The 14,886-nt window shown below is 69.2% G+C and carries 11 protein-coding genes, 1 tRNA gene and 1 CRISPR repeat array; of the genes, 8 read left to right on the plus strand and 4 right to left on the minus strand.

The window, feature by feature from the left end; translation table 11 throughout:
* Positions 1-313: 313 nt before the first annotated feature.
* The 8 genes from CUT39_RS14390 (at position 314) to CUT39_RS14425 (ending at position 10,043) form a co-directional block, all read left to right on the plus strand.
* Positions 314-2,083, plus strand: coding sequence for a choice-of-anchor I family protein (locus tag CUT39_RS14390; RefSeq protein ID WP_157930700.1), 1,770 nt, complete (start codon positions 314-316; stop codon positions 2,081-2,083).
* 64 nt (positions 2,084-2,147) lie between these two features.
* Positions 2,148-3,545 carry a cysteine--tRNA ligase gene (gene cysS / locus CUT39_RS14395; protein ID WP_100447737.1) on the plus strand — a complete coding sequence of 466 codons (1,398 nt, stop codon included), beginning with the start codon at positions 2,148-2,150 and terminating at the stop codon, positions 3,543-3,545.
* Positions 3,546-3,567: 22 nt separating this feature from the next.
* On the plus strand, positions 3,568-4,578 hold the full coding sequence (gene rlmB, locus CUT39_RS14400; protein ID WP_100447739.1) for a 23S rRNA (guanosine(2251)-2'-O)-methyltransferase RlmB: 1,011 nt from the start codon (positions 3,568-3,570) through the stop codon (positions 4,576-4,578).
* Between the two features lie 61 nt (positions 4,579-4,639).
* Entirely contained in the window at positions 4,640-7,198 is a 2,559-nt protein-coding gene (locus CUT39_RS14405) for an Hsp70 family protein (RefSeq protein WP_100447741.1), read from the plus strand.
* A 179-nt stretch (positions 7,199-7,377) separates the two neighbouring features.
* Positions 7,378-8,178 carry a Scr1 family TA system antitoxin-like transcriptional regulator gene (locus tag CUT39_RS14410; RefSeq protein WP_100447743.1) on the plus strand — a complete coding sequence of 267 codons (801 nt, stop codon included), beginning with the start codon at positions 7,378-7,380 and terminating at the stop codon, positions 8,176-8,178.
* Entirely contained in the window at positions 8,175-8,423 is a 249-nt protein-coding gene (locus CUT39_RS14415) for a DUF397 domain-containing protein (RefSeq protein ID WP_100447745.1), read from the plus strand. Before CUT39_RS14410 ends, CUT39_RS14415 begins: the two co-directional genes overlap by 4 nt.
* Before the next feature lie 173 nt (positions 8,424-8,596).
* Positions 8,597-9,898 (plus strand): M20 metallopeptidase family protein, encoded by a 1,302-nt coding sequence (locus CUT39_RS14420; RefSeq protein WP_408611149.1) that lies wholly within the window; start codon positions 8,597-8,599, stop codon positions 9,896-9,898.
* Between the two features lie 72 nt (positions 9,899-9,970).
* Positions 9,971-10,043, plus strand: a tRNA-Thr gene (locus CUT39_RS14425).
* A gap of 54 nt (positions 10,044-10,097) precedes the next feature.
* On the opposite strand, the gene CUT39_RS14430 is transcribed toward CUT39_RS14425, so the two are convergent.
* From CUT39_RS14430 to cas6e, 4 genes are all read right to left on the minus strand, one after another.
* On the minus strand, positions 10,098-11,621 hold the full coding sequence (locus CUT39_RS14430) for an alpha/beta hydrolase (RefSeq protein ID WP_232805768.1): 1,524 nt from the start codon (positions 11,619-11,621) through the stop codon (positions 10,098-10,100).
* A gap of 115 nt (positions 11,622-11,736) precedes the next feature.
* A CRISPR array of direct repeats spans positions 11,737-12,802; the repeat unit is 29 nt; unit sequence GGGATCATCCCCGCCTGCGCGGGGAGCAC.
* Between the two features lie 62 nt (positions 12,803-12,864).
* Positions 12,865-13,218: a type I-E CRISPR-associated endoribonuclease Cas2e gene (cas2e, locus tag CUT39_RS14435; protein WP_100447751.1), complete on the minus strand. Its 354-nt coding sequence runs from the start codon at positions 13,216-13,218 to the stop codon at positions 12,865-12,867.
* On the minus strand, positions 13,218-14,204 hold the full coding sequence (gene cas1e, locus CUT39_RS14440) for a type I-E CRISPR-associated endonuclease Cas1e (protein ID WP_408611150.1): 987 nt from the start codon (positions 14,202-14,204) through the stop codon (positions 13,218-13,220). Before cas1e ends, cas2e begins: the two co-directional genes overlap by 1 nt.
* A gap of 4 nt (positions 14,205-14,208) precedes the next feature.
* Positions 14,209-14,886 (minus strand): type I-E CRISPR-associated protein Cas6/Cse3/CasE, encoded by a 678-nt coding sequence (cas6e, locus tag CUT39_RS14445; protein ID WP_100447755.1) that lies wholly within the window; start codon positions 14,884-14,886, stop codon positions 14,209-14,211.

The following is a 14,886-nucleotide window of genomic DNA, read 5'->3' on the forward strand; positions in this document are numbered from 1 at the left end:
AACGGTATTCCTGTACCTTTTGTACAGGTCTTTCGCGGTTATCATCGGGTTCCCTTTCCATTGCGGACGTAACTGCCGCACATGACCCCCACACTAGGCCGATCACGCCCTCCGCGCGTCCCTGCTGGGGCCGATTTCGCGCTCCTTCGGCGGTAGGAGGCGACGGCCGCGGTAGTACCCGGGTACCACCCGCCACCGGCTGGACCGATTCGCGTCCGGGTGTTCACGGGAGGTTCAGTTCCCGCTCGAATCGGCGTCCACTCCCTCCGGTCGACTGGGCCCGTCCCCGCCCGACCCCAGCAGAGGAACCGCCTTGCGCAAACGCTTGTTCATACCCGCACTGGCCGTCGGACTGACGGCCGCCGCCTTCCCGACCGCGTTCGCCGACGCCCAGGACGGCGCCGGTCCCGCGATCGAACTGACCGCCCTCGGCTCCTACGCGAACGGCTCCTTCGACGCCTCCGCCGCCGAGATCGTCGCCTACGACGCCGGCACCCGGCGGCTGTTCGTGGTCAACGCCGAGGCCGGCGTCGTCGACGTCCTCGACGCCTCCGACCCGGCCCACCCGGAGAAGCTCTTCGAGATCGACGCCTCGGCCGCGGTCGAGGAGACCGGCTGGACGGTCAACTCCGTCGCGGTCCACGACGGCCTGGTCGCCGTCGCCGCCGAACCCCCGGTCAAGACCGACACCGGCCGGGCGATCCTCTTCACCGCCGACGGCGAACCGGTCGACCACGTCCCCGCCGGCGCCCTCCCCGACTCCGTCGCCTTCACCCCCGGAGGCGGCCACCTCCTGGTCGCGGGCGAAGGCGAACCCGCCGACGACTACTCGGCCGACCCGCCCGGGACCGTCACCGTCGTCGACACGGCCGACTTCACCGCCGCGACCGCGGACTTCACCGCCTGGGACGGCACCGGCGCGCCCGACGGGGTCCGCGTCTTCGGCCCCGAAGGCACCCTCGAGACCGACGACGCCGTCTCGACCAACCTCGAACCCGAGTACATCGTCGCCGCCGACGAGCACACCGCCTACGTCACCCTCCAGGAGAACAACGCGATCGCCGTGCTCGACGTCGACGCCGCCGAGATCACCGCGATCCACCCCCTCGGCGTCAAGGACCACCTGCTCGAAGGCAACGAACTCGACGCCTCCAACCGCGACGACGCGATCGACATCGCCCCCTGGCCCGTCTACGGCTACTACCTGCCCGACGGCTTCGACCTCCACACCGCCGGCGGAGAGACCTACCTGGTCACCGCCAACGAAGGCGACGCCCGCGACTGGGACGCCTACTCCGAGGAGGCCCGCGTGGCCGACCTCGAACTGTGCGCCGACGCCGACCGCTTCGCCGGAATGGACCTCGCCGAACTCCAGGCCGAGGAGCACCTCGGCCGCCTCAAGGTCACCACCAGCGCCGGACTGACCGAATCCGGCTGCTACGACGAGCTGTACTCCTACGGCGGCCGCTCGTTCTCCATCTGGACCGCCGACGGCGAACTCGTCTTCGACTCCGGCTCCGACTTCGAGCGGATCATCGCCGAGACCCACCCCGACCACTTCAACGCCGACAACGACGAGAACGAGTTCGACTCCCGGTCCGACGACAAGGGCCCCGAACCCGAGGACGTCGCCGTCGGCGCCGTCGGCGACCGCACCTACGCCTTCATCGGCCTCGAACGCCAGGGCGGGATCATGATCTACGACATCACCGACCCGGCCTCGGCCTCCTTCGTCGACTACGGCACCGAACGCGACTTCGCCGTCGAGCCCGGCGAAGGCGACGCCGGGGACCTGGCCCCCGAGAGCATCGTGTTCATCGACGGCGACCGGTCCCCGACCGGCCGTCCCATGCTCGCGGTCGGCAACGAGGTCTCCGGCACCACCACCCTGTTCGACATCACCGGCGGGGAGCCCGGCGACGCCGGCGGCGAGGAAGGCGGCGAGTCGGCCGACCCCGGCACCGGCGCGCTGCCCGACACCGGCAGCACCGCGACCGGGCTCCTGGCGGGCGCCGCGGGCGCGCTGGCGCTGGCCGGCGGCGTCCTGCTGCTGGCCCGCCGCCGGGGCCGTGCCGACGCCTGACCAGGCACGCGACACGGACCCACGGCCCGGGGCCGCCAGGCCCCGGGCCGTTAGACTTGACCGGGTGAGCCTGCGACTGTACGACACCGGCACCCGATCCGTCCGCGACTTCCGGCCCCGGAAGACCGGGGAGGTAGGCGTGTACCTGTGCGGGCTCACCGTCCAGGGCCCGCCCCACATCGGCCACCTGCGCTCCGGGGTCTCCTACGACGTGCTCGTCCGCTGGCTGCGCCACCGCGGCCACCGCGTCACCTACGTCCGCAACCTCACCGACATCGACGACAAGATCCTGGTCCGCGGCGCCGAGCAGAGCCGCCCGTGGTGGGCCATCGCCTACGAGAACGAGCGCATCCTCGCGGCCGACTACGCCGCCCTCGGGGTCGAGCAGCCCACCTACGAGCCGCGCGCCACCGGGCACGTCACCCAGATGATCGACCTCATCTCCGAGCTGGTCGACCGCGGCCACGCCTACGTCACCGACGCGGGCGACGTGTGGTTCTCGGTGGCCTCCTGGCCCGACTACGGCGCGCTGTCCCACCGCAAGCCCGAGGACATGCGCTCCAGCCCCGATGCCGGAGACAAGCGCGACCCCCGCGACTTCGGCCTCTGGAAGGCCCACAAGCCCGGCGAGCCGGACGACGCCGCCTGGTCCTCCCCGTGGGGGCCCGGCCGCCCCGGTTGGCACATCGAATGCTCGGCCATGGCCCGCCGGTACCTCGGCGACGGGTTCGACATCCACGGCGGCGGCACCGACATCATGTTCCCGCACCACGAGAACGAGCTCGCCCAGTCCGGCGCCGCCGGCCTGGGGTTCGCGGACTTCTGGGTCCACAACGGCATGCTCAACCTCTCGGGCACCAAGATGAGCAAGTCGCTGGGCAACACCCTCAGCGTCGGCGCCCTGGGGGAGAAGGGCTACCGCCCGGTCGACATCCGCTACTACCTGGTGTCGGTGCACTACCGCTCCGCGGTCGACTTCTCCGAGTCCGCCCTCGGCGAGGCCCAGAGCGCCTGGGACCGGCTGTCGAACTTCGTCCACCGCGCCAAGGAGTCCCTCGGCCTCGAGGCCACCATCGGCGGTATGGCCTGCTCCGAGTTCGTGAACGCGATGGACGACGACCTCAACACGCCCGCCGCGGTGGCCGCGATCCACGACATGGCCCGCGAGGGCAACGCCGCTCTCGACGCGGGCCGGGACACCGCCGCGGCCAACATCGCCGGCGGGGTGCGAGCTATGCTCGATCAGCTCGGGCTCGACCCGCTCGACCCGCACTGGGACGAGCCGGCCGAGTCCCGGCTCACCGGCGTGGTCGACTCCCTGGTCGAGATCGCGCTCGAACAGCGGGAAGCGGCTCGCGGCCGCAAGGACTACGCCGCCGCCGACCGCATCCGCGATGAACTGGCCCGTGCCGGCGTGACCGTGAAGGACACCCCTCGCGGACCGGTGTGGACCGTCGACTAGATCCCCGGGGGGACTGAAACCCATGAGCAGCAAGGGCGGCCATCCGAACCGCCGCAAGACCGCCAAGCCCGGCTCCAAGAAGGGCACGGGCGGGCAGAAGAAGGGCCTGGCCGGGAAGGGCCGCACCCTCAAGGCCGAGGACCGGCCCTGGCACAAGGCCTACACCGGCGAGGACAAGCCCCGCAAGACCAAGTGGAAGCAGGACAAGGAGCGCGCCAAGGCCGAAGCCGAGGGCAGGCCCGCCGCCGGCCGCGTCGGCAAGCCGCGGCAAGGGCGCGGGCGCGAGCGCGACGAGGGGCCCGAGCTCATCCTCGGACGCAACCCCGTGCTCGAAGCGCTCCGCGCCAAGGTGCCGTCCACGGCGCTGTACGTGGCCTACGGCACCGACCTGGACGACCGCGTCTCCGAATCGGTCCGCCTGGCCGACAACCGCGACCTCCCGGTCAAGGAACTGTCCCGCCGCGACCTCGACCGCCGCACGGCCGGAGCCCACCACCAGGGGATCGGCCTGGAAGTCGAGCCGTACCGGTACGCCGGGCTCGATTCGGTCCTGGAAACCGCGAAGACCTCCGGCACCGCGCCGCTCCTGATCGCCCTCGACGGCGTCACCGACCCGCGCAACCTCGGCGCGATCATCCGGTCCACCGCCGCCTTCGGCGGCCACGGCCTGATCATCCCCTCCCGCCGCGCCGCCAGCGTCACCGCCGTGGCCTGGCGGACCTCCGCCGGCGCCGCGGCGCGGCTGCCGGTCGCCAAGGTCGTCAACCTCGCCAGGACCGTCAAGACCTGCCAGGACGCCAGGTACATGACCGTCGCGCTCGACGCCGGAGGCGACGGCGACGTCTACGACATGCAGGCGGCCGCCGACCCCCTCCTCATCGTCGTCGGCGACGAGGGCAAGGGCGTCTCCCGCCTGGTCGCCGAGACCTGCGACTTCCGGGTCGGGATCCCCATCGCCTCCGAGGTCGAGTCGCTCAACGCCTCGGTCGCCGCGTCGGTCGCCCTGGCCGAGGTCCAGCGGCAGCGCCGCTAGACGGCACCCGATAACCTGAGCTCGAACCCGCCCTCCTCAAGTCCCTGGAGCTGCACCTGCCATGCCGGCCGAATACCTCCTGAGCGTCGACCTCGGCACCTCGCACACGGTCGCGGTGGTCGTCTGGCCCGACGGGAGGACCCGCCCGCTGCTGTTCGACGGCTCACCCGTCATGCCCTCGGCGGTGTTCCTCGACGAAGCCGGAACCATCCACGTAGGACGCGATGCCGTCCGGCTGGGCCCGACCGCGCCCGAGCGGTTCGAGCCGAACCCGAAGCAGCGCGTCGGCGACGGCACCCTGCTGCTCGGCGACCGCGAGATCCCGGTGACCAGCGCGTTCGCCGCGATCCTGACACGCGTGGCGCAGCAGGCCGTCGAAGCGATCGGCGGGCTGCCGAACACCGTGCTGACCTGCCCGGCCGCCTGGGGGGAGCAGCGCCGCGCCGCCCTGCACGACGCCGCCGCGAAGGCCGGGTACGCCCCGGTCCAGATCGTCACCGAGCCGGTGGCCGCCGCCCACTACTACACCGGGCGCCTGTCCCACCCGATCGACCCCGGCCAGGCCCTGGCGGTGTTCGACTTCGGCGGCGGCACCCTCGACGTGGCCGTGGTCGAACGGCGCGGCGACGGCTCGTTCGGGATGCTCGCCGACGGCGGCCTGTCCGACCTCGGCGGCCTCGACTTCGACGCCGCCCTGGTCGCCCACATCGGTGAGACGGTCAAGCAGCGCGACCCCGAGCTGTGGAAGCGGCTCGAACAGCCGGCGACCGCCACCGACATGCGCGACCGGCGCACCCTGTGGGACGACGTGCGCGGCGCCAAGGAGATGCTGTCGCGGTCCTCGGTCGCCCCGGTGACCGTCCCCGGCCTGGAGCAGGCCCTGCACCTCACTCGCGGCGAACTCGACCAGTTGGCCCGGCCGCTGCTGTCGCGCGCGGTCGGCGAGACTCAGCGCGTGATCGGGCTGACCGGCCGCAGCCCCGACCAGTTGACCGGGCTGTTCCTGGTCGGCGGGTCGAGCCGGATGCCGCTGGTGTCGAAGGTCCTGCACGAGCAGCTCGGCTTCGCCCCGACGGTGCTGGAGCAGCCCGAACTGCCGGTCAGCGAGGGCGCGGCCGTGGCCGTCTCCGGTCCGGCGCCGGTGACGCCGCCGCCGAGCATGTCCCCGCCGCAGCCGCAGCCGCAGAGCCCCCAGACCGGTGCCTACCAGCCGGGGAGCCTGCCGCCGCAGACCCCCACGCCCGACGCCACCGTGGGCCTGCCGCTCCCCGGCGGCGGGCCGAAACGGCCGAGGAGGCGCGGCAAGATCATCGCCATCGCCGCCGCGGTGGCCGCGGTGGCGATCGCGGCGCCGCTGGCCTGGATGTACTTCACCGACCCCTACAAGCAGCGTGACTTCATCGACCTCACCGAGGTCGCCGATCCGATCCCGTACGCCGTCGAGGAAGACCGGGGGGACTTCTACCGGGTCCGTGTCACCGACGACCGGACCCTGTTCGCCTACACCGTCGGCAGCGGCGACGAGGAGGAGCTGCACCTGCAGGCGGTCCGGAACGAGACCGGCGAAGCGCTCTGGGACGAGGAGAAGGTGATCTTCGGTGAAGGCTGGGATTCCGTCTACGCCGAGGACGGCATTATCGCCCTCAATCAGGAGACCGACAACGACTACAACTGGTTCTTCCTCGACTGGGACGACGGCGAGACGCTCGAGATCCACCGAGCGGCCTCGGGCGGGGCGCAGAGCACCGGCGGTGACTATCTCATCTCGGCGTGGGAAGGCGGGTCGTCGATCGATGTCTACAACGCCGAGGGCGGACGCGTCGCCGACTGGGATTTCGGTGAGCAGACCATCACGGAGTGGAGCGTGGTCGAGACGTCCGAGGTCCTGGTGAACGGCCAGCAGCCGATCAACGGCGACGGTCGGATCTGGGCGGTGACCGATGACGGCGTCGTCCACATCCTCGACATCGATTCCGGCGAGGAGCTCATCTCCGAACAGGTCGAGCGCGCCGAGGACGAATACTTCGCATACGACGGCGTCCTGTACGTCGCCAGTCCCAACGAGACCGGATACCGGCTGCTGACCTACGAGATCGGGGACGACGAGCTGTCCGCGGCCGGTTCGGTCCGGGTCCGCGACGGCGACGTCTCACCGGCTTGGATCGAGCCGTGCGGCGAGGGCCGGGTCTGCGTCAACGAGGAGATCGCCGGCTCCGACCGGTCCACCTTCCGGGTCTACGACGCCAGCGGGGACGATTGGGCCCATGAGTTCGACGAAGGCGAATACTGGGGCGTGACGGCGGTGGGCGACCGGCTGATGGTCCGGCAGTACGAGGGCGAGGACCTCCGCACCCAGGTCTACGACAAGGACTTCGAGCCGGTCGGCGAGAGCAAGGTGGAGTACTTCCGCGACATAGACGGCGGCAGCGCCCTTTCCTGGCCGACGTGGGACGGGTACGGCTCGCTGAACGAGGACCAGGTGGTCGGCCTCGGAGTCCGGGACGGCAGCCGGACCCTGTTGAGGGACGCCCTGGCTATGTACTACTGCCAGCCTTCGGACACGTACCTGGCCTGCTTCGTGGAAGAGGGCATGCAGGTCTTCAGGTTCCGCGAGGGCTGACCACAGCGAACATCGCAGGGGTCGGCCCGAGTCCGGACGATATCCACAATGACCATACACAATATTGCGCCATAAATATTGTGTGTCGATATTGTGGAAAGGGCGCCGACTCTGCATGAGTCGCAACGTGAGATGATCCATTACCATCGGTTGTTCATTCCGAGTGACGGGAGGACTCGATGGGGATCTCGAGTGCCGCTGAGTGGTTCCTGCCAGTCGAGCTGATGGCCATCCGCATTGAGAGCGGACGATCGCAGCGCTGGATCGCCAACGCGATCGGCAAGCACACCAACACCGTTGGGTACTGGGAGCGGCGCGAACGCCTCCCCGATGCGGCCAACGTGGTCGCGATCTGCCGCAAGCTCGGCGTCGACGCGGAGCGGACGTTCTTCCTGGAACACGTTGCGGAACAACTCAACACATCCGGGATCGTGTCGGATCTCCACCAGCGAAACATCTTCATAGTGGAGCGCGCCGAGCAATACTACGGCGTGCTAATCAAGGTATTGACAAGGTATATCCCAGGTCTGCTCCAGATCGAGGACTATCACATGGGGCTGCTCCCTGATCCCATGGGCGACCCGACACCGAAGATCGCCCACTGGAAGCGCAAGGAGCGGCGGATTGCGGCCTGGGAGGCGCGAACGAATGCCCGGTCGACCTTCATCATCGATGCCTCAGCCATCGCCGATCTGGATCGACTCCCTTCGAGAAGCCGTGATAAGCAGATTCAACGGCTCAAGGAGATCGACGCGCGACCGAATTGTGAGGTGCAGGTCATGCAGGGACCACCACTCACACCGCACGGATTCGAGCTCTTCCTGCCTGGAGGTGCTCCAAACGCCGGGCCGTCGTTCGTCTACGTTGAGTCGCTCGACCAGAGCCGCCACATCGAGGATGCTGAGAGCCTCGCCCTGTATCATCGGGTAGTCGACGACCTCACCCCGCGTGTGACACCGATCGGAGTATTCCTCGAATGACCGCGTTCACCAGTTGGCGGAAGAGCGCCCGAAGCAGCGACACAGCCCAGAGCAACTGCGTCGAGTGCCGACAAAGCTGGCGAAAGAGCTCCAGAAGCAGCAGCACTGCCCAGAGCGATTGCGTCGAAGCCCGGCCCCGCGCCACCGGCTTCCAGGTCCGTGACTCCAAGCTCGGGCACGACTCCCCGGTCTTCGACCTCGCCGCCGGAGACTTCACCGCCTTCCTCGACGCCGCGCAGCGGTAACTCCGCTCGGGTCCGATACCCGAAGCGGCTTCGGCCGCTGAGGCGTTGCGCCGATGGAAGGGTTGGCCTTACCCAGTAGACGGCGGTCAGCATGACTGCGCGTGCGGCCTCGTATTCCGCAGAATTGCGGTAGCCGTCCCTTGTCGGGACGCACCGTCAGTTCAGGAGGGAACATGAGCCGACCGAACGGAAATCACCCCATCACCCGCCGAGCCATGCTCGGCGGCGCCGCAGCAGCGGGCGTCGTGGCCGCTTCGCAGACACCCGTATACGCAGCCGGACCACGAGGAAGACGCCCCTTGGATCAGGAACTGATCGACGACACCGCCTCCTCGCTCGAAGAGGACCTGATCGCGCTGCGCCGCGACATCCACGCCCACCCCGAAGGACCGGGGAACGAAAGCCGCACCGCCGCCGCGGTGGCGGAACTGCTGGACGAGGCCGACCTCACCGTGACCACGGGAGTCGGGGGCCACGGCGTCGTCGGCGTCCTCGAAGGCGAGTGCCCCGGCCGCACGGTGGCCTACCGGGCGGACATGGACGCCGTTCCCGTGGCCGGCCAGATCGGGGGCGGTGACGCCCCGGCTCACCTGTGCGGGCACGACCTGCACACCACCGTGGGCGTCGGCGTCGCGCAGACCCTGGCGCAGTTGCGGGGGCGGCTTCGCGGCACGGTCGCCTTCCTCTTCCAACCGGCCGAGGAGACCCTGACCGGCGCCCGAGCAATGATCGACGACGGCGTCCTCGACCAGACGACTCCTGATGAAATCCATGCGCTGCACTGCGGACCGTTCCCGGTCGGGGAGTTCGCGGTCACGCCGGGGACCGGGCTGCCGGGACAGGACCGCGGCGTGCTCACCGTCACCGGCGCCGACGCGGTCGAACGTGCCGAGCAACTCGCCGCCGAGGTCCGCGCGCTCGCCACGGTACTGCCGCCGCAGACGCCCGAGGACCTGGAGCAACTCGTCGCGGATCTCCAGACCCCGGACAGTCCACTGAGCCGTTTCGTGTTCCTGCAGGCTCGGGTCGGCGGCACCGACACCGCGGAACGGGCCGAAGTCGAAGTCTCCTACCGGTGTTGGCCCGAGGAGCGGTACGGCGACATCCGGGAGGAGATAGGCCGGATCGCGTCCTCCCACGGCGAAGTGCAGGTGAGCTTCCCACCAGAGCCGTTCCCGGCCATGATCTGCCCCGAGAAGGACGGCCGCGCGGTCGAGCGCCACCTGCGACGCGCCATCGGCCGTGACTCGGCGACGGTGCTGCACGCAGCAGTCCCGTTCAGCGGCGAGGACTTCGCGCTGTTCCTGGACCGGCTGCCCGGTTCCTTCACCTATCTCGGCGTCCGCGCTCCGGAGGCCGAGGTCGCCACCAGCTACCCGCACTTCGGGGGCTTCGACCCCGACGAGCGGGCCATCGGCTTCGGTGTGCGCGCGATGGCGGGGTGGCTCGCCGAGCGCGCCCGGCGCGGCCGGTAGCCGGTCGGGGATCGGGTCGGACGGGGAAGTCGAGTACAATCGGGTCGGCCCGCAAGGTCATGGGGCCGACCTGCCGCTGTAGCTCAATTGGCAGAGCATCAACCTTGTAAGTTGAGGGTTAGGGGTTCGAGTCCCCTCGGCGGCTCCGCAACCCCCAACCCCCTGCCCGCTCACTCGTCGGGCGTGCTCCTCTTCCTCGCTAGTACGGCCCGACCATGCCCGGCAGCCGCCGGGGCGGCTCGGACGGGCTGCGCCCGAAGTTCGGAAAGTCGAGGTTCGGGCAGCTCAGGCCCTCGGCGGGGATCGTCCGCTCCAGGAAGTAGGCGTTTACCGCCTCGTCGACGCACTGTGAGTAGCCGTGCCCGTAGATCGTGTGCCAGTAGCCTTCGTACGTGACCAGGTGCCCGCCGGTCTGCTCGGCGGCGGACCGGGTCCACTCGTAGACGGTGGCGAAATCGTGCCGGTTCCCGATCAACACCAGCGGCGGTGCCTGGTCGGCATCGACTTCGCCGCGCGGGTTGGCGTGTTCGATGCCCGAACCGATGCAGGCGATGGCGTTCTCGATGTAAGGCGTCCACTCGACGTTCGGGTATTGTTCGGCGAGTTTGCCGGTGAGCGCTTCGAACTCGTCGTAGTCGGCGATGTCGAAGCCCCAGTCCTGGCACCACATCGGGTAGTACGGGTACTCGACAGTCGCGTCCTCCGGCAACGGCGATGCGCCGTCGAGCGGTTCGCCGTCGCGCAGTGCGGCCAGGCGTTCGGCGAGGCCCGGCCAGGACTGCGGGAAGTTCACGTCGAAGATGCGGACCGTGAGCTCGTAGAAGTCGAGCGGTGCGCCGGTGTACGGGTCGGTCAGCTCGCCGGCGCGCGCGGCGGCCTTGAGGTCGGCGTAGACCTCGGCGACGTCATCGCCGTGGAGGGTGCAACGCGGTGCCCCTTCGCACCATTCGGCGAAGGCCAGGAAGTTCTCCTCCACCGGTGCGGTCTCGGTCGCCATGAAATCGTAGGTGGACCGCAGGCTGTGGTCCATGTTGCCGTCGAGGACCATCGTGCGGATCTGGTGCGGGTAGGTCTCGGCGTACTGCTGGCCCATGAGGGTCCCGTAGGAGTAGCCGAGGTAATTGAGCTTGCCGTCGCCGAGGGCGCGGCGGATGCGTTCCATGTCCTCGACGGTGTGCTGGTTGTCGACGTGGTCGAACAGCGGCCCGGTGCGCTTGCGGCATTCGGCGGCGAGGTCGGCGTTGGCCGCTTCGAGCTGCTCGAACTCCTCCGGGCTCGTCGGGACCCCGATGGCGACGACCGCTCCGAGTGCGTCCGCGCCGCAGTCGACGCGGCTGCTGGTGTTGACGCCGCGCGGGTCGAAGCCGACGATGTCGAACCGTTCGGCGACCGCAGGAGGCAGCGGGTTGACCTGCCGCACGGAGGCGACTCCGGAACCGCCCGGACCGCCGGGGTCCATCAGGATCGAGCCCATCCTGCGGCTCGGGTCGGCCGCCTGGCGGCGGGCGAGGCCGATCTCGATCGTCTGACCGCGTGGTGCGGTGTAGTCGAGCGGGACGTTGATGGTGGCGCACTCGACCGTCTCGTCTTCAGGTCCGGGGCACGACCCCCAGTCGATGCTGTCGGTGTTCGATGACTCGGCTTGGGCGGGCGTGGCGGCCAGCGCGGTCGTCATCATCGCAGCCGAGGCGGCCGCGATCAGGCGCAGAGCGGATTCTTTCACCGGTATCCTTCCCGTTGGCGGCGATCGGATCATTCACGTCAATGGTCCGATGTATCGCTTCCATCCGGAATGGTACGAAAAGTACCGATACCATGAGCCAGTTTCGCCCGTTTTGAAGACCATCCCCGCCTGCGCGGGGAGCACATGCCCACGGCGATGCAGCGCGCCGCCTACCAGGGATCATCCCCGCCTGCGCGGGGAGCACCCGCCGAAACGTCCACGGATAGGGGTACGGGTGGGATCATCCCCGCCTGCGCGGGGAGCACGGCCTGGAGGCCACCGACTACGGCGCCTCCTGGGGATCATCCCCGCCTGCGCGGGGAGCACTTGGGCATCAAGAACCCGATGGTGGTGTTCGACGGATCATCCCCGCCTGCGCGGGGAGCACCCGCCATGGGAGCGGGCCTTGCGATGCTGGTAGGGATCATCCCCGCCTGCGCGGGGAGCACTTTGGGAGCATCATCGATTCGGGCATCCGCTCGGGATCATCCCCGCCTGCGCGGGGAGCACCTCTCCAACATCGGCGACCTCGGCCCCGAGAGCGGATCATCCCCGCCTGCGCGGGGAGCACGCGGTCGCATCGGCGTTGACCACGAACTCCCCGGGATCATCCCCGCCTGCGCGGGGAGCACTGGGTGCGGGTGTGTCCGGCCGCGGTGGCGGTGGGATCATCCCCGCCTGCGCGGGGAGCACATCAGGCCCCTGGTCATGTCGTCGAGCGTTGGGGGATCATCCCCGCCTGCGCGGGGAGCACAAGTGCCTGTTCCGGGGGCCGCTCCTGCACCGGGGATCATCCCCGCCTGCGCGGGGAGCACGTCGTGCGGCATGCTCGTCGCCCGGCCGATTCGGGATCATCCCCGCCTGCGCGGGGAGCACCGCGCAGGCCAGACCCACCGCTGAGGACGACGGGGATCATCCCCGCCTGCGCGGGGAGCACCGGGAGAGTATGCCCTAATGGCCCTATGGATTGGGATCATCCCCGCCTGCGCGGGGAGCACTCCCAGTACACACCTGGCATGAATAGGCAGATAGGATCATCCCCGCCTGCGCGGGGAGCACGCGCTCCAGATGGCCGCGTACGCCAATGCCGAGGGATCATCCCCGCCTGCGCGGGGAGCACTGATAATACAATGTGGCATAATCCTTGTACCGGGGATCATCCCCGCCTGCGCGGGGAGCACACTTGCTGACCTGCTGGTATGTAGCCTAGCACCTCATTCTGGATTCACTTTGAACCGTCCATCTATAAAGGACTCCTCCGGCCGAACCGTCGTCGCTTCGATGCGTTGCTCCACCCCGGCTGCCGCTTGGCGGTGCTCTTCTTCTCCGCAGGCCGCTTGATGAGCGTCAGCCCGTCGAGATCTACGGTCTCCCAATGATGGTCGTGTACCTCGAAACTCAAACCTTGCTCGCCTCTCGATGAATAGACGAGCAGCGCACGCCCTGGCCCGGCGAGTTCTTGAACCTTGTCCCACAGCCGCACCCGCACTCGCTTGCTCACCTTCCCGACGAACACCCCCGCCGAGATCTCCAGCAGCCATTGCGTCAGATGGCCCCGCAGGCTCACCGGACAAGCGGTCAGGACGATAACCGTCATCAGAAGTCCACCTCGAACTCACCGTCGTCATCGGCCGGATCACCGTGGTTCACCCCTCCGACGACGTCCTTGTCGTATTCGTCCCACAGGTAGACGATGTTCGACTCGAGCCAACCCTCGTCGTCATAGGACTGCGCCTGCGTGTCCTCATCGAGCAGGAGCATCCGGATGTCGGACACGCACCGCCCCAGCAGCTTTCCGTCCGCCATCGCATTCCGGACCGCCCGCCTCGCCTCACCGGCGATATCGGTCGGCCCGCCCGCCACCACGTCGAAGGCGATCGGAATCGTCACCTCCGCCTTGTAGAGGTCGGCGACGTCGTGGACGAACGCCCGCGCGTGACCGGTATGCACGAAACCGAGCGACGGCGACGCACCCAGCGCCACGATCACGGCGTGGACCACCCCGTACAGGCACGAATGCGCCACCGACAACGCCTGATTGATAGGCGTCCCGCTTTCGAAATCCTCGCTGTCGTAGTTCCTGGTCGACCACGCCACGCCGGTCCGATCCGAATGCACCCGGTAGCAGCGCCGGACTCTCGCGCCCTCACGCCCCCGCAACTGCTGCATCGACAGCTCCGAAACGTCCTCGCCCGGGAAGCGCATCTGATACATCTTCCGCGCCACCGCCAGCCGCGAGGCCCGATTCGAGACGAGTCGCGCCTGCGCCTCGATCACCCGGCTCGACTCCGCCAGCGAACGCCCGTGCGCGTAGTACCGCACCCCGCGCTCGCCCACCCACACCGCAGTGGACCCGCTGGAAGCCAGCGTCATCATCGCCGCGTGAGTGACTCGAGTTCCCGGACCCATGAGCAGCGCCCCGAGCGTCGCCGCCGGGATATGGATCGTGCCGGACTCGTCGGTCGCCGTGATCGCGTTGCTGTCGCGATGCACGACGCACCGCTCCACGTAGACGAACGTCAGCCGGTCCTGGGCTCGCACCAGCTCCGGCAGCTTCGGCGGCGGGACTCCTGCCATCGGCACGGCCCTACCCCGCCGGTGCGAGCGTCATCAGCCCGCAGCCGTACGCCTTGGCCCGGCCGATGCCGGAGACGAGTGCGCCGCGCAGCGACTCCGGATCTTCGACCTCGAGCACCCCCTCGTACGTCGCGAACTGCAACGTGACCGGCTTCGGACTCCCCGAACGGTGGAACCTCCGCTGCTCGCGCCGCCGCAGCGCCAGGTTCGGCTCTCCCGACGAACCGGTCGGGACGGTGAAACCGAACCGCTCGGCCCGGTGCAGCAGCCAGTCGACCTGCTGGCCCGCGGTGACGTGCCCGAAATGCTGCGTGGGCGACCCTTCCTTCTTGTGGTTGCGTCCGCTCCGGGTCGGGTTGGCCGTCAGCCGGAACGCCCAGCGCTGGCCCGCCCCCAACCGCTTCAGCAGCGTGTCGTACCGACGCGACTCCCAGCCGCCGGACCGGGTCGGCCAGCCGGCCTGCTCGACCAGGTGCGTGAGGTCCGGCTCCTCGGCGCTGAGCACATACAGCAGGGCATCGTGCCTGGACTCGAAGTCCAAGCGCCACAGCGTGCGACCGCCTTCCGGCGAGGCCGCGGCCTCACTGGGGAAGCCGTGGAGCACCGCTGCGTGCATGGCCTGCGGCGACCCGAGCAGCTTCCCGGCGCCTCGGCGCGCGGTGTTGAGCCGCATCCTCGTCAAATACAT

The sequence above is a fragment of the Glycomyces xiaoerkulensis genome, assembly GCF_002798405.1.
GTDB classification, from domain to species: domain Bacteria; phylum Actinomycetota; class Actinomycetes; order Mycobacteriales; family Micromonosporaceae; genus Glycomyces; species Glycomyces xiaoerkulensis.

Bases quoted from the DNA above. Each gene is read 5' to 3' on its own strand.
- rlmB (WP_100447739.1), top strand. From the start codon at position 3,568: ATGAGCAGCAAGGGCGGCCATCCGAACCGCCGCAAGACCGCCAAGCCC.
- CUT39_RS14405 (WP_100447741.1), top strand. From the start codon at position 4,640: ATGCCGGCCGAATACCTCCTGAGCGTCGACCTCGGCACCTCGCACACG.
- CUT39_RS14410 (WP_100447743.1), top strand. From the start codon at position 7,378: ATGGGGATCTCGAGTGCCGCTGAGTGGTTCCTGCCAGTCGAGCTGATG.
- CUT39_RS14415 (WP_100447745.1), top strand. From the start codon at position 8,175: ATGACCGCGTTCACCAGTTGGCGGAAGAGCGCCCGAAGCAGCGACACA.
- CUT39_RS14420 (WP_408611149.1), top strand. From the start codon at position 8,597: ATGAGCCGACCGAACGGAAATCACCCCATCACCCGCCGAGCCATGCTC.
- cas2e (WP_100447751.1), bottom strand. From the start codon at position 13,218: ATGACGGTTATCGTCCTGACCGCTTGTCCGGTGAGCCTGCGGGGCCAT.
- cas6e (WP_100447755.1), bottom strand. From the start codon at position 14,886: ATGTATTTGACGAGGATGCGGCTCAACACCGCGCGCCGAGGCGCCGGG.